This window comes from Microbispora sp. KK1-11, assembly GCF_006874435.1.
GTDB lineage: Bacteria > Actinomycetota > Actinomycetes > Streptosporangiales > Streptosporangiaceae > Microbispora > Microbispora catharanthi.
The window spans coordinates 163,931-181,900 of sequence record NZ_VIRJ01000013.1; the positions used below are offsets into that span (position 1 = coordinate 163,931).

Here is a 17,970-nt window from a genome sequence, read left to right on the forward strand (position 1 = left end):
GAATAGTCATATTCTTGACTATGAAAGAGCGGAGGGAGCGGTTCCATGGCCTTACGGCACGCCGTCCTCGCGGCACTGCTCGACGGGGAGCTCAGCGGCTATCAGCTGGCCAAGGCGTTCGACGTCGGTGTGGCGAACTTCTGGCACGCCCTGCCCCAGCAGCTGTACGCCGAGCTGACCAGGCTGGAGCGGGAGGGGCTGGTCGCGGGGCGGCAGGTGGTCCAGGAGACCCGGCCCACCAAGCGCCTCTTCCACGTCACGGACGCCGGGCTCGCCGAGCTGGAGCGGTTCGCGGCGGCAGCGTCGAAGCCGTCGTTCATCCGCGACGACCTGCTCGTCAAGGTGCAGGCGGCCGACCACGTCGACGCCGGGCCGCTGATCCGGCAGGTCGAGGAGAGGGCCGCCATCGCCGAAGCCAAGATCGACCTGTTCCGGCGGATCCTGCGGAAGATGCGCGGCGGCCTGGGCGAGGAGGAGTTCCTCCGCACGGGCGGGCGCGTGGGGCCCTATCTGACCTGCCTGCGCGGTCTGGCCTTCGAGGAGGGCAACCGCGACTGGTGCCTGCGGACCGCGGCGATCCTGCGGGAGAGGACCGCGGCCGGGCCGGGCGAAGGAACCGCGGCCATGACACGAGAGGGGACCGCGGCGGCCCCCAGGAGCCCGGAGGTGGCCCATGCCGAGCGGTGAGCGCCTGCGTTACGTCGCCCTCGGCGACAGCCAGACCGAAGGGCTCGGCGACGGCGACCCCGCCCACCCGCGGGGCTGGGCCGACCGGCTCGCCGAGCTGCTCACGGCCGTGGACCCGGAGGTGACGTACGCCAACCTGGCGGTGCGCGGGCGGCTCGCCGGGGAGGTGCGGGGCGAGCAGCTCGCGCCGGCCCTGGCCCTGCGCCCCCATCTGGTCACCGTCGTCGCGGGCGTCAACGACCTGATCAGGCCCCGCTTCGACGCCGCCGAGGTGGCCGGGCACCTGGAGGCGATGTTCGCCGCTCTCACGGCCACAGGGGCCCGCGTCGCGACCCTCACGTTCCCGGACGTCGGGAAGATCGCGCCGATCGCCCGGCCGCTCCGGTCACGGGTGTTCGAACTCAACGACCGCATCCGGGCGGCGGCGGCACGCCATGGAGTCGTGGTCGCCGAGACGGCGCCTCATGCCGTCTGCACCGACCCCCGGCTGTGGAGCGCCGACCGGCTGCACGCGAGTCCGCTCGGCCACGAGCGCATCGCCGCGGCCGTGGCCCACGCCCTCGGCCTGCCCGGCAGCGACGACGGCTGGACGCTGCCCCTGCATCCCCCCGTGGATCCGGCAGGGTGGCGGATTCTGGGCGCCGAGCTGCGCTGGGCGGGCACGTTCCTCGGCCCGTGGCTGGTGCGGCGCCTCCTCGGCAGGTCGTCCGGCGACGGTCGCACCGCCAAGCGCCCCGCGCTGCTGCCCGTGCGGCCGACCGGGTGACCTCTGGCGACCACTGCATGCGGGAAGTGCCGTCACGGGATCCGGGGGTCAGCCCGACAGGCCGCGCACCCAGGCGTACAGGTCGAGCACGCCCAGCGTGAGCGGGACCAGCGCGACGATCAGCAGCGCGTCGAGGATGTCGGCCGCCCGCCCCCAGAACGGCGAGGGCCTGCCCGTGGGCAGCCAGAGACCGAGGCCGAGCACGAGCAGGGCCGTCCACAGCACCCCGATCGTCACGGCCACCTCGGCGACGGCGTCGGCGCCCGTGCCCAGCGCGACCGCCAGGGCGGCGGCCCCGGCCGCGGCGGCGAGGACCATCCACAGCCGCTGGGCGACCCCCGCGAAGACCCTCGCCCGCATGGCCAGCGCCAGCGCCAGCGTCGCCGCCGTCGCGCGGGCGACCCAGCCGCCGTGCTGGACGAGCAGCAGCTCCCCCGCGACACCGGCGAGCGCGATCGCGATGACCATGCCGGTGGCGTACCGGTGGGCCTGCGCGGTCCGCTGGAGCACCAGCGGGCCGTCGATCCGCTGGTTGTCGCTGCGCAGCTCCTCGGCGCTGGTGGGCAGCGGCGGCAGCGGCACCCTGGCCATCCGGAACGACAGCGTGGGGATGAGCGGGCTCAGCGCCAGCAGGGCCGTCGCGACCACGGCCGCCACCCCGGCGCCCGATCCCCCGAACACCATCACGCACCCGGCTCCGACGGCCCCGGCGACGGACGCGACCGCGACGCCGAGGAAGCCGGCCACGCCGTCGGCGATCAGCACGCCGCCGACGGTCGCCACCAGCGCGGTGTACGCGAGCCCGGCCAGCAGGTTCGGCGCCCCGAGCACCAGCACGGCGCCCGACGCGCCGGGCGTGAACAGCCCGGCGAGGAAGGCGTGCGGCAGGGCCGCGTAGCCGACGAGGGCGCCGGCGGTGGGCCGGCCGACGGCCCTGGACACCACGGCACCGGCGGCGACGAGCAGCACCGCGACGGCTCCGGCCACTCCGGCGGTGAGCCGCGGCGGGGCCGCCGCCAGCGCGAGGACGACGGCGCCGAGCGCGAGCAGCCCGGCGGCCACGCCCATGCCGAGCAGCCTCGTGTGCCGCGGCTCCCACCTGCCGCCGCCTTCCTTGGTCCCGGTGGCGACGACGTCGGCCACGTCGTCGTACACCGCGGGCGGCAGCACCGCGTCGCGCGGGCGCAGGTAGAGGACCTCCCCGTCCAGGACGCCCAGCGCGCCCAGGCTCTGGCCGAGGTCGAGCGGCGGGCCGCCGAGACGCTGGAGCACCCAGCCGGGGGCCGCGGCCGCGTCGCCTCCCGCCTCGCCGACCGCCCGGAGCAGTCCAGGCATGACGTGCGGCAACGGGATGTCCGACGGCAGCGCGAGGTCCGCCTTCCTGCGCGGGGCGACCACGGTGACGTGGCACAGGGGCGGCAGCGGCACGGTCGCCTGTGGCAACGCGCCCTGCTGAGCGGGGCCATGCTGACCGGGGCCATGCTGAACCATGCCCTGCTGGACGTGAAGGGGGGCCGGCGATGACACAGCGGGAATCCTCTCCCGAAGATCTCTCTGACAGCCCGAAAATATCGGCAAACCTGATAGAAAAGTCAGTCAGATGAGCATTGTCGTGGTCTCGCGTCCCGAGCGCCGCCCGGGCCCCAAGCCACCCCGTGGCGAGATCCTCCTGGAATCCCCGCCGGAGATTCCCGAGGTCCAGCCGCAGGGTCTGATGTCCGTGCTCACGTACGTGCCGATGCTGGCCGGCGGCGCCGCGATGGCGCTGATGTTCACGGCGGGCGGCACCGGCAACCCCCTCATGTACGTGGCCAGCGGGCTGTTCGCCGTCTCCATGGTCGGCATGAGCGTCGGCCAGCTCGGCCGCAACGCCGGTGAGCGCAGGAACCGGCTCAACGGGCTGCGCCGCGACTACTTCCGCTACCTGTCGCAGATCCGCAAGAAGGTCCGCAGGGCCGCGGTGCAGCAGCGGGAGGCGCTGGAGTGGAGCGGGCCGCCGCCCGACTCGCTGTGGTGGATCGCGATGGGGCCGCGCCTGTGGGAGCGCAGGCCGCGCGACGACGACTTCGCGACCGTACGGCTCGGCACCGGCGTGCAGAAGCTGGCCATCCAGCTCGTCCCGCCGGACACCAAGCCGGTGGAGGACCTCGACGCCCTGTCGGCCGGGGCGCTGCGCCGGTTCGTCCGGGCGCATGCCACGGTGTCGGAGCTGCCCGTCGCGGTCGCCCTGCACTCCTTCGCCCGCATCCACCTCACCGGCGACCCCACCGCGGTGCGCGAGCTGGTCCGGGCCGTGATCGCGCAGCTCGTCGTCTTCCACTCCCCCGACGACATGCGGATCATGATCTGCGCGAGCAAGGAGTGGATGCCCCACTGGGAGTGGGTGAAGTGGCTGCCGCACGCCCTGCACCCCGAGCAGGCCGACGCCGCGGGCCAGGTCAGGCTCATGGCGGAGAACCTCACCCACCTCGACGCGCTGGTCGGGGAGGAGCTCAGGGAGCGGGCCAGGTTCCGGCCCGGCGCCTCCGCCGAGGCCCTGCCGTACCACGTGGTGATCGTGGACGGCGGGCACGTGCCGCACGACAGCCAGCTCGGCTCCGACGCCATCCAGGGCGTGACCGTGATCGACCTGTCCGGCGTGACCGGACCGGCCCCCGAGGCGATCACGCTCCGGCTGGACGTCCAGCCCGACGGCTTCCACATGGTCAAGATCGACCACGCGGGACGGCGGTCGAGCAACCGGCTCGGCGACCCCGACCGGCTCGGCTATGCCCAGGCGGAGGGGCTGGCCCGGCAGCTCGCGCCGCTGCGCGCCTCCGCGGGCTCCCAGGGCGAGGCGCAGGACGTGCTCAACGTCAACACCTCGCTCACCGACCTGCTCGGCGTGGGCGACCCCGTCCATCTCGATCCCGCGGTGATCTGGCAGCCCCGCGCCGGACGCAACCGGCTGCGGGTGCCGATCGGCCTGGGCGCCGACGGGCGGATGGTCGAGCTCGACATCAAGGAGTCGGCGCAGGGCGGCATGGGGCCGCACGGCCTGGTCATCGGGGCGACCGGCTCCGGCAAGAGCGAGCTGCTGCGCACGCTGGTGCTCGGCCTCGCCATCACGCACTCCTCCGAGATCCTCAACTTCGTGCTGGTCGACTTCAAGGGCGGCGCCACGTTCCTCGGCCTGGAGTCCCTCTCCCACGTGTCGGCGGTCATCACCAACCTGGAGGACGAGCTGCCGCTCGTCGACCGCATGCACGACGCGCTGCACGGCGAGATGGTGCGCCGCCAGGAGCTGCTGCGCGCCGCGGGCAACTACGCCTCGCTGCGCGACTACGAGCGGGCCAGGGAGCAGGGCGCGGATCTCACGCCGATGCCGACCCTGTTCGTCGTGATCGACGAGTTCAGCGAGCTGCTCACCGCCAAGCCCGAGTTCATCGACCTGTTCGTGATGATCGGACGGCTCGGCCGCTCGCTCGGCGTGCACCTCCTGCTGGCCTCCCAGCGCCTGGAGGAGGGCCGGCTGCGCGGCCTCGACACCCACCTGTCGTACCGGATCGGCCTGCGCACGTTCTCGGCCATGGAGAGCCGGGTCGTGCTCGGCGTCGCCGACGCCTACGAGCTGCCGCCCGCGCCGGGCAACGGCTACCTGAAGTACGACACCACGGGGATGACCCGGTTCAAGGCCGCCTACGTGTCCGGCCCGCACCATGCCGACCCCGCGCGGTCCGCGTCCGGCGAGGCCGGGCGGCCGGTGCGCGACGTGGTGGAGTACGGCACCGCCTTCGCGCCCGTGGAGGTGACCGAGACGCCCAGGGAGCTGGCGCCCGCGGAGGAGCCCGGGGGCCCGCGGCACAGCCTGCTCGACGTCGTCGTCGGCCGGCTCACCGGCCACGGCCCGCCGGCGCACCGGATCTGGCTGCCCCCGCTGGCCGAGCCGCCGACGCTGGCCCACCTGCTGCCGCCACTGTCCGTCACCCCCGAACTCGGCCTGACCACCGCGGGCTGGGGCGGCCGGGGGATGCTCCACGCGGTCGTCGGCATCGTCGACCGGCCGTTCGAGCAGCGCCGCGACCCCTACTGGCTGGACCTGTCGGGAGGCGCGGGCCACGTCGGCGTCGCGGGCGGCACGCAGAGCGGCAAGAGCACGGTGCTGCGCACGCTGATCGCGAGCATGGCCCTGATGCACACGCCGCGCGAGGTGCAGTTCTACTGCCTGGACTTCGGCGGCGGCTCCCTGGCCTCGCTGGAGGCGCTGCCACACGTGGGCGGCGTCGCGAGCCGCCTCGACGCCGACCGCGTCCGCCGTACGGTCGCCGAGATCTCCACGATCCTCGAGCGGCGTGAGGCGGACTTCGCCGAGCACGGCATCGAGTCGGTCGCGGCCTACCGTCGGATGCGGGCCGAGTCCGGCCGCGACGGCGACGGCTGGGGCGACGTGTTCCTCATCGTGGACGGCTGGCTGACGCTCAGGCAGGAGTTCGAGTCGCTCGAACCCGTCGTCACCGACATCGCCGCCCGGGGTCTCGGATACGGCATCCACGTGGTGGCGGCCACCAACAAGTGGTCGGAGTTCCGGGCGAGCATCCGCGACCTGTTCGGCACCAGGGTCGAGCTCAAGCTCGGCGACGCCTACGAGTCCGAGGTGAACAGGAAGGCGTCGCTGGCGGTCCCCGAGGGCGTGCCGGGACGCGGCCTCACCAAGGAGGGGCTGCACTTCCTGTCCGCGCTGCCGCGGATCGACGGCGTACAGAGCTCCGAGGACCTCGCCGCGGGCGTCCGCGGGCTGGTGCACGCGGTCAGGGACGCCTGGCAGGGGCCGCCCGCGCCGGCGATCCGGCTGCTGCCGCCGGTGCTGCCCGCGGCCTCGCTGCCCGGCATCGAGGAGACGGGACCGAAGATCCCGATCGGCATCGACGAGGCGACGCTCTCGCCCGTGCTCCTCGACTTCGACGCCGACCCGCACTTCGTCGTCCTGGGCGACACCGAGAGCGGCAAGTCGAACCTGCTGCGGCTCGTCGCCGAGGGGCTGGTGGCCAGGCGGCAGCCGCACGAGGCGATGATGATCGTGATCGACTACCGCAGGTCGCTGCTCGACTCGGCCGCCACCGCCCACCGCATCGGCTACGCGGCGTCGAGCACCGCCGCCCAGGAGCTGATCAACAACGTGCGCGGGGCCCTGCTCAAGCGGCTGCCTCCGGCGGACCTGACACCCGAGCAGCTGCGGGACAGGAGCTGGTGGCAGGGTTCGGACGTCTACGTCGTCGTGGACGACTACGACCTGGTCGCCACCTCGTCCAACCCGCTGCTGCCGCTGGTGGACCTGTTGCCGCAGGCACGGGACATCGGGCTGCACCTGGTCCTGTCGCGTCAGATGGGCGGCGCCGGCCGGGCCATGTACGACCCGGTCATCCAGAAGTTGAAAGACATGGCCAGCCCCGCAGTCATCCTGTCCGGCAACAAGGACGAGGGCTACCTGTTCGGCAACGTCCGGGCGCATCCGCTGCCGCCCGGCCGGGGCTACCACGTCGACAGGAGGTTCGGCGCGCGGCTCGCCCAGACCGCGTTCCTGCCTCCTCCCGGGGAAGAGTGACAGGCGGAGAGGAGCGGTACGTGGCCGGTTTCGACATCCACTTCCAGGCGCTCGAAAGCTGCCGTACGGCGGTGAGCAAGGCCTGGGGCCAGTACGAGAGCCTGCATGGCGGCCTGCCCGAGACGCCCGGCACCCGGGCGGCCGCCTTCGGGCACGTGGACGGCGCGTCGGCGCTGGCGGCGGCCGTCGACACGGCCTACGCGGCGCTGACCGCCGAGGCGGCCGACGCGAGGACCAAGCTGAAGGGCGTGGAGCGGGCGCTGGAGAGCGTGCAGGACAACGTCCGGACGGCCCACAAGGCCACGTCCACCTCGATGCAGGTATGAGTGGCCTCGCCGACCTGCCGGGTGGCGCCGAGCTGGCCGCCATGGCGGAGAAGGTGAGCGGCGATCCCGGCGCGATCCGTGGCATCGCCGGCAAGTGGCGCGGCGCGGCCGGCGACGCGCAGGACTACGCGGGCGGTGTGGGCCGGGCCGTGCGCACCGTGGACGCCGCGTGGCAGGGCCGCTCCGCCGATGCCTTCGTCACCTACATGAACAGGTACGGCAAGGCGGCCGACGGCCTTCACGACGCCCTGGTCGCGTGCGCGGGCGCGCTGGAGAAGGTCGCCACCGCGCTGGAGAGCGCCAAGTCGAAGATCGACGGCATCTGCGGCAATGTGGTCGCCGAGGCGGCGGCCTACCGCAGCCGGAACCGGGATGCCACGGACACGGAGCTGGAAAACGGGCTGCGGGCCATCGTCTCCCGGGGCGTCGAGGACGCCCGGCCGCACCTGGAGCAGGTGACCACGGCCGTCGGCGACGCCGCGAAGACGCTGGGCTCCCAGCTGGGCGCCGACTACCGCGACGGCGCGCTCACCTTCGCGAAGATCCCGGACCCGGGCAAACAGGAGTTCGTGCCCCGGCATGGGCACACCGTCGACTGGCAGCGCACCCCCGGCTACACCGGGGGCCCCGGTGACACCGTGCACCCGACGTACGCCTCGTACGGCGGGACGAGCCTGAGCGGCGTGAGCGGCTCGGGCGGGAGCGGCGGCTTCGGCGGCTACGGCCCCAGCGGCCCGCCGCCGGCCGGCGGCGGGCCGGCGCCCACCGGCCAGGTCAAGGAGTGGATCGAGCAGGCCATCGAGATCCTCACGGCCCAGGGCTACCCCGCCGGGAAGATGAACCGGGACGACATCTGGGTGATCATCCGGCACGAGTCGGGCGGGAACCCGCACGCGATCAACAACTGGGACTCGAACGCGAAGGCGGGAACCCCTTCGAAGGGGCTGATGCAGACCATCGACCCGACGTTCAACCGCTGGTCCCTGCCGGGGCACAAGGACATCTGGAATCCGGTGGACAACATCATCGCGGGCGTCCGCTATGCCATCGAGCGCTACGGCTCGGTCTCCGCCGTTCCCGGTGTGGTGGGCATGAAGACCGGCACCGGATACCGCGGATACTGATCGCTCAGGCGGCGGGGAAGTCGGTGGCGGGCGCGCTGAGCGCGGCGGCCTCGACGTTCGCCCGCAGCGCCTCGACCTTGGCCGTGGCGTAGGAGTGGGCGTCCGAGCCGAACAGCAGCCGCAGCGGGAGCTCCCGCCCGGTGGTGGCGATCTCAGGCGGAGGGGCTGCCGGGGATCCACGAGCCGCGGAAGCCGGCGGAGCCGACACTGGGGCCGGCAGTGGGGCCGGCAGTGGGGCCGGCAGTGGAGCCGGCAGCGAGCGGTGCCGCGCAGACGAAAGGCCGGGCGGGTGCCCGCCCGGCCTTCACGAATCGGACCTGGCGGTCCGGCCTTCCTGTGAACCGGTCAGCCGCAGTTGCCCCAGTCGGAGCTGGCCCCGGCCGAGCCGACGCGGCCGGAGTACCTGACGCACTTGCCCTTGGCCTGCAGCTTCACCGGGCCGGCGTAGTACTCGTAGTTACCGCTGTCGGTCCTGCTCCCGCCGCCCTGGACCTCCAGGGTCGCGGAGACGGGCGTCGCCTTGCCGACGTCGGCCGTCTTGATCGTGACGACGCAGTTCTCCCCCGTGCCGGGGTTGTACAGCTGGTAGGCGGTGCCACCCGCCATAGGGCTGCTGCGCTGCACGGAGAAGCCCGCCCCGCAGACCCGGACCGGGCCGTAGGGGTTCCGGACCGGCGCCGCGGTCGTCGGCTTCGGAGCCGGAGTGCTCGGCTTCGGTGCCACCGTGGTCGGCTTGGGAGCCGGAGTGCTCGGCTTCGGTGCCACCGTCGTCGGCTTGGGAGCCGGAGTGCTCGGCTTCGGCGCCTGGGTGGTCGGCACCGGAGCCTTGGACGGGCTCGGCCGCGCGGGCGCCGTCGGCTCCTCAGTGGGCCTGACGGTGGGCTTCTCGGTGGGCACCCAGGAGGGAACCCAGCTGGGCCTCTCGTCCGGCCTCTCGGTGGGCTTCCCGGTGGGCTTCCCGGTGGGCTCCTCGGAAGGCGCGGTGGGCTGCGGGCTCGGCACCTGCTCCTGCCTCTCCGTGGCCGTCGGGCTCGGCGACTGCGTGGGCGGGGGCTCGGGAGTCGGCTCCGTCGGCACCGGGCTGGGTTGCGCGGTGACCGTGGCGGTGGTCGTCACCCGGACCGTCGGCTGCGTCGTCTGCCCGGTCGGCTGCGCCGGCGGCGGGACCACCGGCTGGGTCGGCACCGGCACGATCGGGCCGGGAGTCGGGACCGAGGTGAGCTCCGGCGTCACCGGAGCGTCCGTCGGCCACTCGCTCGGCAGCACCAGCGGCTCCACCGGCGAGTCCGGGTCGTCGGACGACAGCGCCCACGGCACCGTCACCTGCGGCGCCGGCGTCGGGGCCTGCCCGCCGCCTCCGGTCGCGCCTCCCGTGGTCCCGCCGCCCACGTTTCCGGCGTCCGCGATCAGACGCCCACCGGTCCCGTGCTGGCCCGCGGCGCGCTCCGCGGCGGCCGGCGACAGCTGGACCTCGGTGTAGTGGCCGGCGCCCCACAGACCCACTCCTGAGAGCAGGACCACGGCGCCGACCGCCGCCGCGAGGCCGACGGGGAACGGCTTGCGCCTGGGCGTCTCGACCTGGCCCTGGGTCGTCGGCGGCCCCCACGTCTGCTGCTGGGTCTGTTCCTGCGGCATGGCGGGCGGCTGCCAGGCGGCGGTGGGCGCCTGCTGCGGCTGCTGGGGCACCGGCGGCGGACCCCACGTCTGCTGCGGAGCCGGCGGAACGGGGACTCCCCCGACCAGCGGCTGCGGCGGCTGCGCGGGCAGCACCACCGCCGTGCCGGGACCCGCCGACGGTTGCGCCCCGGCGGCGCCGCCGCCGAGCAGTTGCAGCATGGCGGTGTAGGCGGTCGGCCGCTGCCCCGGCTCCTTGGCCAGCGCGGGCAGCACGACCTGGCGCAGCCGCTCCTCAAGTCCGCCGAGGTCGGGCTGCGCGTTCAGCACCGCCTGCGGCTCCTGAGGGAACGGCGGACGCCCGGTCGCGGCGAAGACCACCGTGGCGGCCCAGGCGAACATGTCCGCGTACGCGTCGTACCGCTCGCCTCTGATCTGCTCCGGAGCCCGGTACGCCGGCTCGCCCGACGGGGGCCCGGCGGCGACGTCGGTCAGCTTGACGCCGTCGTCCGCGACGATGACGTTGTGCGGGGTGAGCGAGCCGTGCGCGAGGTCGGCGAGGTGCACGGCGGTCAGCGCGGTGAGCACGCCCACCGCGACCCGTTCGAGCGCCTCCCCGGAGAGCGGGCCCTCGGCCGCCACGGCGGCGGCCAGGCTGCGCCCCTCGACGTGTTCCCTGACGACGTACGGTCGATCACCGAGCAGGCCCGCCGTGATCGTGCGGGCCACATATGAGCTGGACACACGCGTGGCCACAGTGAGCCGGTCGAGGACGGCCTGCCCCGAACCCGGCTCGGCGGCCAAGAGCTTGATCACCCGCACAGGGGCGTCGTCGCCGGTCTCCTTGCCGACATAGACGTCGCCGCGGGGCCCCTCGTCCAGCCGTCCCAGGATGGCGTACTCGCCTATCTGCTCGGGATCACCCGGCCGTAAAGGGTGCATCTCAGTCCTTTCTGGAAGTGACCTGATCAGGATCATTCAACCAAGAGGACGCGGCACAAAGCAGCTGTTTCCGGCAGGCCAAAACATTTAACCGTCAATTACTCAAAGCCGACGAGTCAACCCTCGCGGCCGGGGCGCCACCTTCTGCGCCTGCCCATCGGCACGAACACCCGCACGGCCATGATCAGCCCCACACCGCACAGCGCCGCCGCCGCGATCGTCAGCGCCAGGTCGATCGCCTCCCGGTCCACCGGAGCAGCCCTGCTCACCGCGTTCTGCGGCAGCGGGGCCGGCGCCGGCGGCGCGATGACGGGGGCGTCGACGGCCTCCAGCGGCAGGATCGCGGTGACGGCGAGCATCGGGTTCACCATCCCGGCGCCCGTGCCCGTCCCCACGCCGCCGTCCGCCGTGGCGGTGATGCGCCACCGCACCCGCTCCTGGTTCAGCTCCGGGTGGCGGGCGCGCACCAGCGCCGCCACCCCCGCGACGTACGGCGCGGCGAAGCTGGTGCCTTCGAGCCCGCTCATGTACGACCGTCCGGGCCAGGTGGAGGTGATGTCCTGACCGGGACCGAGGACGGAGACGGGAGTGATGGTGTTGGAGAAGTCGGCACGCCTGCCGTCCGGGGTGGCCGACCCCACGGCGAGCACGCCCGGGTAGGCGGCGGGGTAGGAGGCCTCCGGCGTGCCGTCCTCCGCGGTCGTGTTGCCGGCCGCCGCCACGATCACGGCGTCCTTGCCCAGCGCGTACGCCACGGCCTGCCTGAGCTTCGGATCGTCGTGGGCCTGGATCGACACGTTGATCACGTCGGCGCCGAAGTCGGCCGCGTCCACGATGGCCCTGGCCAGCGTGTCCGGGTCGCCGTTCTCCTCGTTCGTCTGCTTCAGCGAGATGAGCCGCACGCCCGGCGCGACGCCGACGAAGGGGACGCCCTTCATGTACTGGGCGGAGATGATCCCGGCGACGGCGGTGCCGTGGCCGACGCAGTCGCGGTGTCCCGTCCCGGTGTAGTCCACCTCCTTGGCCACCCGGATCTGGGGGTGGGTCAAATCCACCCCGCTGTCGATGACCGCGACCGTGACCCCGTCGCCCGTGGTGAGCGGCCACAACCGCTTCGGGTCGAGCCTGCGCTGCGCCCACGGCTCGGCCACCCCCATGCTGCCCTTGCGCGGCGCGCACCGCACCGGCGCGGTGCGCGCCTGGGCGGGCGGCGCGGGCGGTGCCAGGAGAAGCAGCGCCAACACGGTCGCCAGAAGGCCGGGTCCCCGCATAAGTGATCAGCCTAACGAACCCGGCCGGTGATGACGCTTCACAACATGCCGGTTCAAATCCGGCATACCGGTGATGGGGACGGGGAGCGGTGTGGGAACGAGACGCGACAGCAGTCCCACTCAGCAAGGGGGCGGACGCCGTCCAGCGTCGGCAGGTGCATAAAATCCACCAAGGCTCGTAACCCAGGGGTCCGAGGGAAGGATGGACGCGGTGCACAAGGTCCTGATCGCCAATCGCGGTGAGATCGCCGTACGGATCGCCCGGGCCTGCAGAGACGCCGGGATGTCCAGTGTCGCGGTCTACGCGGACCAGGACCTGGACGCGCTGCACGTGCGGGTGGCCGACGAGGCGCACGCGCTCGGCGGGCAGAGCCCGGCCGAGACCTACCTCGACATCGACAAGATCCTGTCGGTGGCGAAGAAGACGGGCGCGGACGCCGTCCACCCCGGATACGGCTTCCTCGCCGAGAACGCCGGCTTCGCCCAGGCCGTGCTCGACGCCGGCCTGATCTGGATCGGCCCGCCGCCCTCGGCCATCACCGCGCTGGGCGACAAGGTCCAGGCCCGGCACATCGCGCAGCGCGTCGGCGCGCCGCTGGTGGCCGGAACCCCCGACCCGGTCTCCGGAGTGGACGAGGTCGTCGCCTTCGCCGCGGAGCACGGCCTGCCGATCGCGATCAAGGCGGCGTTCGGCGGCGGCGGGCGCGGGCTCAAGGTGGCCCGCACCATGGAGGAGATCCCCGACCTGTACGAGTCCGCGGTGCGCGAGGCCGTCACGGCCTTCGGGCGCGGGGAGTGCTTCGTCGAGCGCTACCTCGACCGGCCGCGTCACGTCGAGACCCAGTGCCTGGCCGACACCCACGGCAACGTCGTGGTCGTCAGCACCCGCGACTGCTCACTCCAGCGCCGCCACCAGAAGCTGGTGGAGGAGGCCCCGGCCCCGTTCCTGACCGACGAGCAGTTGGAGCTGCTCTACTCGTCGTCCAAGGCGATCCTGCGCGAGGCGGGCTACGTCGGCGCGGGCACCTGCGAGTTCCTCGTCGGCCAGGACGGCACAATCTCTTTCCTGGAGGTCAACACCCGGCTGCAGGTCGAGCACCCGGTCAGCGAGGAGGTCGCCGGCATCGACCTGGTCCGCGAGATGTTCCGCGTCGCCGACGGCGAGCCGCTGGGCTACGACGACCCCGTGCTGCGCGGCCACTCCATCGAGTTCCGCATCAACGCCGAGGACGCGGGCCGCAACTTCCTGCCCGCGCCGGGGACGATCACGTCGATGCGCGTCCCGTCCGGCCCCGGCGTGCGGCTGGACGGCGGCTACGAGACCGGCATGAGCGTGCCGCAGGCGTTCGACTCGCTCGTGGCCAAGCTGATCGTCACCGGCGCGACCCGTGAGCAGGCGCTGGAGCGGTCGCGCCGCGCCCTGGCGGAGTACGAGATCGGCGGCATGCCGACCGTGCTGCCGTTCCACCGCGCCGTGGTGGACGACCCCGCCTTCACCGGCGAGCCGTTCTCGGTCCACACGCGATGGATCGAGACCGAGTTCGTGAACGAGATCCCCCCGTACGAGGGGGCCGCGGAGGCGGCCGAGCCCGCCGAGCGTGAGCGGATCACGGTCGAGGTCGGCGGCAAGCGCCTGGAGGTCGTCCTGCCCGCGGGCCTGGGCTCGTCGGGCTGGGGCGCGACCGGTGGCTCCGCCCCGGCGAAGAAGGCGGCGCCCCGGCGATCCGGCGGGAGCGGCGCCAAGAAGGCCGCGGCGAGCGGCGACTCCCTCGTCAGCCCGATGCAGGGCACGATCGTGAAGGTCGTCGTCGCCGACGGCGACACCGTCGAGCCCGGCGACACGATCGTCGTCCTCGAGGCCATGAAGATGGAGCAGCCGCTGACCGCCCACAAGGGCGGCACGATCACCGGCCTCGCGGCCGCCGTGGGCCAGACGGTCACCGCCGGGGCCGTCCTGTGCGAGATCAAGGACGCCTGAGCCTCCGCGGGGGCCGGTCACGCCCGTGCCCCCGAAGACGCGCGGCCATCGCCCTCGCGCTCGTCCACCGGATCGGCGATCCGCAACGGCGAGTCCGCCGGGGGCACGGAGCCGGAGAAGCCGTCGGCCAGCATGGCGGCCACCGTGTAGAGGTGCCACGCCACGTGGGGCCGCCGCGCCTTCTGCCGTCCCCCGGACAGGGCGGACAGGTCGCAGAACAGACCGGCCACCGCCGCCTCGTCCACGATTCGCGCCAGCTCGTCCATGACGGCCGTCCCGTCCCACGCGAGGACGCCGGCCCGGAGCTCGGCGGCCAGGGCCTCCGGAACCTCGACGCGCCAATTCCAGGGCTTGGGGCCACCTCCACCGGCGACCGGCGAGGGGACCTCCCGCAGGCGACGCCGTACGCGGCCCAGCAACGTCCAGCCCGCGGGCTCGGCGGCGAACCGCCACGGCCTGCCCTCGATCGGGACGTCCCGCAGCCCGGGCGCGAAGGCCGCGATGCACCGGTGGACCACCTCCTCGGAACGCCGCCACATCGGGTCGATGCTCAGCGCGGTCCGCACGACGAGGTTGTCGAGGAACGGCGGAACCGGCGTGCCGCCGCGCAGCAGCGCGGCCCGGGAGGCGGCGTGCCAGCGGCCGACGCGGTAGGTGAGATAGAGCCGGTCGAGCGTCCCCGCCGGGTCGTCCTGCCCGCGCCGCCGCCACGGCTCCGCCAGGTCGCGGGCGTGATCCGCGGCCTCCCGGCTCAGCAGGTCGGCGTTCCTGGTGAACACCCCCTCGATCCTGCGCCGCATGGCGGTGACGGCGAGGTCCTCCTGGTTGTGGAGGAACCCGGCCCTCAGCACCTCCCCGCCGTGCCCGGACATCCGCGGCCTCGGGTCGAAGACCGCCGCCTCCGGCACGTTCTCGTACGCCGACAGCATGCCCTCGCAGACGTGCACGACGTTGTGCGCGCGGACCCTGGGGTGGGCGACGACCAGGTGCGCGGCGTCCGCCGACCGCTTCGGCTCGACCGTCCGGTGCTCCACGCCCAGGGCCGCGGCGACGCGCCGTGCCAGCAGCACGTCGGCGGTTCCCGCACGCCCGGAGGTGGCCGTGGTGAACGGGATGCCCGCGTGATGGAGCAGCGCAGCCAGGAGCCTGCTGTCCCTGCCGCCGGTGAGCGACAGCCGTACGGGCTCCGTGACGGCCGTCAGCGGTCGTACGGCGGCCAGCAGCGCCGCGGCGAGCTCGTCGGCCTGGGCGCGCATGCCGCGCGCGGAGCCGGGCCGGGGCCGCGCCTCCGGTGGCGGGACCTGGTGGGTCACGCCGGTCCCTCGCACGACGCCGATCTCCGTGGCCGGCGGCAGCGCCCGCACCCCGTCGAACGGGGTCTCGTCGGACAGGAAGTAGCCCATTCGAACCATGGACTGCAGCGCCGGGAGGTTCCAGGCGACGGCCGGACGGGCCGTGCCCGTCACCACGGCGCGGGCGACCAGGTGGACGAGCAGCGCCCGGTTCCCGACGACGTGGACGTCCGGTGTCTCGGCGTGGAACACCGGGCAGGCCGCCGTCATCCCCGTGGCGGCCGTCAGCTCGCCCTCCCCCGCCCGGAACACCGAGAAGCACCCGCCCGTACGGCACGCGGTCTCCCCCAGATGACCGGCCGCCAGCAGTCGTGCGGCGTCGGCGGGGTCGGCGAGGTGCCCGGTGACGCCGGCGACCCGCCGCTCGCCCGTGAGCCGGTCGCCCTTGACCAGGAGAGGCAGGGCGCCGTCCCCCGGCTCGTTCGACCACGCCAGCAACGCCACGTCGCCCGCGCCGGACCGCCACTCCTCCGCGGTGACGGTCTCGGCGGGCACGGGGAAGGCGCGGCCGATCGCGGCCCGGGCCGCGGCGAGCCCCACGGAAGGCAACGGCGCACCGGCCCGCTTGGCGGCGATGCCCAAGTAGACACGCAACTCCCACCTCACTTTGTCGATCGTTGAGGGGTTCGATGCGGGATCGCGGCGGACGGTTCGGCGGCCGACGCGACCGTCGTTCACCGGCAGGAGTACGCATGCCGCCTCCCGGGTGCGGAACGATAGGTTTTTGTGGAGGAACCATCGCGCCCTGCCGTTCGTCCAGTAGGGCGAAGGAGGCTTGAAGCCGTGACCATGAAGACACCGCTCGGCCGGGTGGGGGCCGCCCTGGCGGCGCTGCTCGCCGGGCTCATCACTCTGCTCGCGCTCGCGCCGTCCGCTATGGCGGCGGCTCCCCCGGACCCCACCACGGTCCTGTCGTCCTGGAAGAGCGGCAATCCGCTGTTCGTGCAGAGCGGCGCCCCGCTGACCTCCGACCAGCAGTCGGGCATACGCGACGCGCTCGAGAACGCGAACACGAAGATCTACACGGTCGCCCTGCCCGACGGGACGATCACCTCGTCGCAGCAGGCGGGCGCCTACATCACGCAGCTCGGCAACGCGCTCGCCCAGGCGGGCCGGACCTCGGCGACCGTCGCCGTGATCGACGGCACGAACCTGTTCGCCGGGTCCAGCGCGCTCGGCAGGAACTCCCGGGGCGCCGCCGGCCAGATCGCCAACCTGGCCGCCGCCAACAACAAGGGCGACCCGGTCGCCGTGATGGAGGACTTCGTCCACCGCATCGACCAGTTCGCGGGCGGCAACCGCAAGGAGCCCCTGACTCCTGGCAGCAAGAGCGGCGGTGGCGGTTCGGGTGTGCTCGTCGGCATTCTGGGCATCGCGGTTGTGGGAGGTGCCGGTTTGTGGATCATCGGACGCCGTAACAAGCGCAAGCGCGAGGAGCGCGAGGCCGCCGAGCTCGCCGCCGTCAAGCAGACGGTCGAGGAGGACGTCACCAAGTTCGGTGAGGAGATCACCGCACTCGACGTGGACGTCAAGATGCTCCCGCAGGCCGAGACGGCCGGCGACTGGCAGCGCGCGCTCGACTCCTACGAGCGGGCCAAGACCGAGCTGGACGGAATCAAGCGGCCCGAGGACCTGCGCACGGTGACCTCGACGCTGGAGGACGGCCGCTACGCCCTGGCCTGCGTGAAGGCGCGAGTGAACAACCAGCCGCTGCCCGAGCGGCTCCCGCCGTGCTTCTTCAACCCGCAGCACGGCCCGTCGGTCCGCAACGTCCGGTGGGCGCCCCCCGGCGGCGCGGTGCGCGACGTCCCCGCCTGCGCGGCGGACGCCGAGGCGGTGGAGCGCGGCTTCGACCCGCAGATGCGCGAGGTCATGGTGAACGGCCAGCGCAGGCCCTATTGGGACGCCGGTCCCGCCTACCAGCCCTACGCGTACGGCTACTACGGCGGCTTCGGCGGCGGTGACCTGCTGACCGGCATGCTCGTCGGCACCATGCTCGGCAACGCGTTCGGCGGCTGGGGCCACGGCGGATACGGCGCCGGCTACGACTCCGGCTACGCCGCGGGCGTGGAGGCCGGTGGCGGCGACTGGGGCGGCGGCGGCGACTTCGGCGGCGGTGGCGGCGACTGGGGTGGCGGCGGCGGCGACTTCGGCGGCGGCGACTTCGGCGGAGGGGACTTCGGCGGCGGCGACTGGTAACGCCTGAGCGCTTCGGCACGGCATCGACGAGGGGCGGACCCGGTGGTCCGCCCCTTCGTCATGTCCGGGGGCCCCGACCACGGGTTCCGGCCACGTTCGCCGCTCCTGAGCCGCCGGCGCCGGGGGCGGT

The 17,970-nt window shown here is 73.5% G+C and carries 12 protein-coding genes; 7 read left to right on the forward strand and 5 right to left on the reverse strand.

All coding sequences use genetic code 11. From position 1 onward, the window contains the following. Nucleotides 1-45: 45 nt before the first annotated feature. Together FLW16_RS20295 and FLW16_RS20300 are read left to right on the forward strand one after the other, a co-directional pair. Complete coding sequence (locus tag FLW16_RS20295) at nt 46-687, forward strand: PadR family transcriptional regulator (protein WP_142561667.1); 642 nt, start codon at nt 46-48, stop codon at nt 685-687. Next, nucleotides 674-1,453 carry an SGNH/GDSL hydrolase family protein gene (locus FLW16_RS20300; protein WP_142561668.1) on the forward strand — a complete coding sequence of 260 codons (780 nt, stop codon included), beginning with the start codon at nt 674-676 and terminating at the stop codon, nt 1,451-1,453. The genes FLW16_RS20295 and FLW16_RS20300 overlap by 14 nt, the downstream gene beginning before the upstream one ends. A 48-nt stretch (nt 1,454-1,501) precedes the next feature. Here the strand turns inward: FLW16_RS20300 and eccD are convergent, their stop codons facing one another. After that, a complete protein-coding gene (gene eccD, locus FLW16_RS20305; RefSeq protein WP_142561669.1) occupies nt 1,502-2,944 on the reverse strand; it encodes a type VII secretion integral membrane protein EccD in 1,443 nt (480 codons plus the stop codon). A 109-nt stretch (nt 2,945-3,053) separates the two neighbouring features. Between eccD and eccCa the strand changes: the two genes are divergently transcribed. Genes eccCa through FLW16_RS20320 form a run of 3 tightly spaced genes read left to right on the forward strand, consistent with a single transcriptional unit; the run spans nt 3,054 to nt 8,484 of the window. Then, nucleotides 3,054-7,034 carry a type VII secretion protein EccCa gene (gene eccCa / locus FLW16_RS20310; RefSeq protein ID WP_142561670.1) on the forward strand — a complete coding sequence of 1,327 codons (3,981 nt, stop codon included), beginning with the start codon at nt 3,054-3,056 and terminating at the stop codon, nt 7,032-7,034. Nucleotides 7,035-7,054: 20 nt separating this feature from the next. Further along, nucleotides 7,055-7,360: a hypothetical protein gene (locus FLW16_RS20315; RefSeq protein WP_142561671.1), complete on the forward strand. Its 306-nt coding sequence runs from the start codon at nt 7,055-7,057 to the stop codon at nt 7,358-7,360. Next, nucleotides 7,357-8,484 (forward strand): WXG100 family type VII secretion target, encoded by a 1,128-nt coding sequence (locus FLW16_RS20320; protein ID WP_142561672.1) that lies wholly within the window; start codon nt 7,357-7,359, stop codon nt 8,482-8,484. The genes FLW16_RS20315 and FLW16_RS20320 overlap by 4 nt, the downstream gene beginning before the upstream one ends. A gap of 4 nt (nt 8,485-8,488) precedes the next feature. On the opposite strand, the gene FLW16_RS44550 is transcribed toward FLW16_RS20320, so the two are convergent. From FLW16_RS44550 to mycP, 3 genes are all read right to left on the reverse strand, one after another. Then, on the reverse strand, nt 8,489-8,692 hold the full coding sequence (locus tag FLW16_RS44550) for a hypothetical protein (protein ID WP_221891177.1): 204 nt from the start codon (nt 8,690-8,692) through the stop codon (nt 8,489-8,491). Between the two features lie 137 nt (nt 8,693-8,829). Beyond that, nucleotides 8,830-11,040, reverse strand: coding sequence for a serine/threonine-protein kinase (locus tag FLW16_RS20335; RefSeq protein ID WP_185949514.1), 2,211 nt, complete (start codon nt 11,038-11,040; stop codon nt 8,830-8,832). 116 nt (nt 11,041-11,156) lie between these two features. Further along, nucleotides 11,157-12,311, reverse strand: a complete 1,155-nt coding sequence (gene mycP / locus FLW16_RS20340; RefSeq protein ID WP_142561674.1) for a type VII secretion-associated serine protease mycosin — start codon at nt 12,309-12,311, stop codon at nt 11,157-11,159. A gap of 211 nt (nt 12,312-12,522) precedes the next feature. On the opposite strand from mycP, the gene FLW16_RS20345 reads away from it, so the two are divergent. After that, nucleotides 12,523-14,289, forward strand: coding sequence for a biotin carboxylase N-terminal domain-containing protein (locus FLW16_RS20345; protein ID WP_142561675.1), 1,767 nt, complete (start codon nt 12,523-12,525; stop codon nt 14,287-14,289). A 17-nt stretch (nt 14,290-14,306) separates the two neighbouring features. On the opposite strand, the gene FLW16_RS20350 is transcribed toward FLW16_RS20345, so the two are convergent. Continuing rightward, nucleotides 14,307-16,235 carry an asparagine synthase-related protein gene (locus FLW16_RS20350; protein WP_142561676.1) on the reverse strand — a complete coding sequence of 643 codons (1,929 nt, stop codon included), beginning with the start codon at nt 16,233-16,235 and terminating at the stop codon, nt 14,307-14,309. 195 nt (nt 16,236-16,430) lie between these two features. Here FLW16_RS20350 and FLW16_RS44555 point away from each other — a divergent pair, with 195 nt between their 5' ends. Next, nucleotides 16,431-17,840 carry a hypothetical protein gene (locus FLW16_RS44555; protein ID WP_260615424.1) on the forward strand — a complete coding sequence of 470 codons (1,410 nt, stop codon included), beginning with the start codon at nt 16,431-16,433 and terminating at the stop codon, nt 17,838-17,840. Nucleotides 17,841-17,970: the final 130 nt, after the last annotated feature.

Bases quoted from the DNA above. Each gene is read 5' to 3' on its own strand.
- FLW16_RS20320 (WP_142561672.1), top strand. From the start codon at position 7,357: ATGAGTGGCCTCGCCGACCTGCCGGGTGGCGCCGAGCTGGCCGCCATG.
- mycP (WP_142561674.1), bottom strand. From the start codon at position 12,311: ATGCGGGGACCCGGCCTTCTGGCGACCGTGTTGGCGCTGCTTCTCCTG.
- eccCa (WP_142561670.1), top strand. From the start codon at position 3,054: ATGAGCATTGTCGTGGTCTCGCGTCCCGAGCGCCGCCCGGGCCCCAAG.
- FLW16_RS44555 (WP_260615424.1), top strand. From the start codon at position 16,431: ATGAAGACACCGCTCGGCCGGGTGGGGGCCGCCCTGGCGGCGCTGCTC.
- eccD (WP_142561669.1), bottom strand. From the start codon at position 2,944: ATGGTTCAGCATGGCCCCGGTCAGCATGGCCCCGCTCAGCAGGGCGCG.
- FLW16_RS20295 (WP_142561667.1), top strand. From the start codon at position 46: ATGGCCTTACGGCACGCCGTCCTCGCGGCACTGCTCGACGGGGAGCTC.
- FLW16_RS20300 (WP_142561668.1), top strand. From the start codon at position 674: ATGCCGAGCGGTGAGCGCCTGCGTTACGTCGCCCTCGGCGACAGCCAG.
- FLW16_RS20335 (WP_185949514.1), bottom strand. From the start codon at position 11,040: ATGCACCCTTTACGGCCGGGTGATCCCGAGCAGATAGGCGAGTACGCC.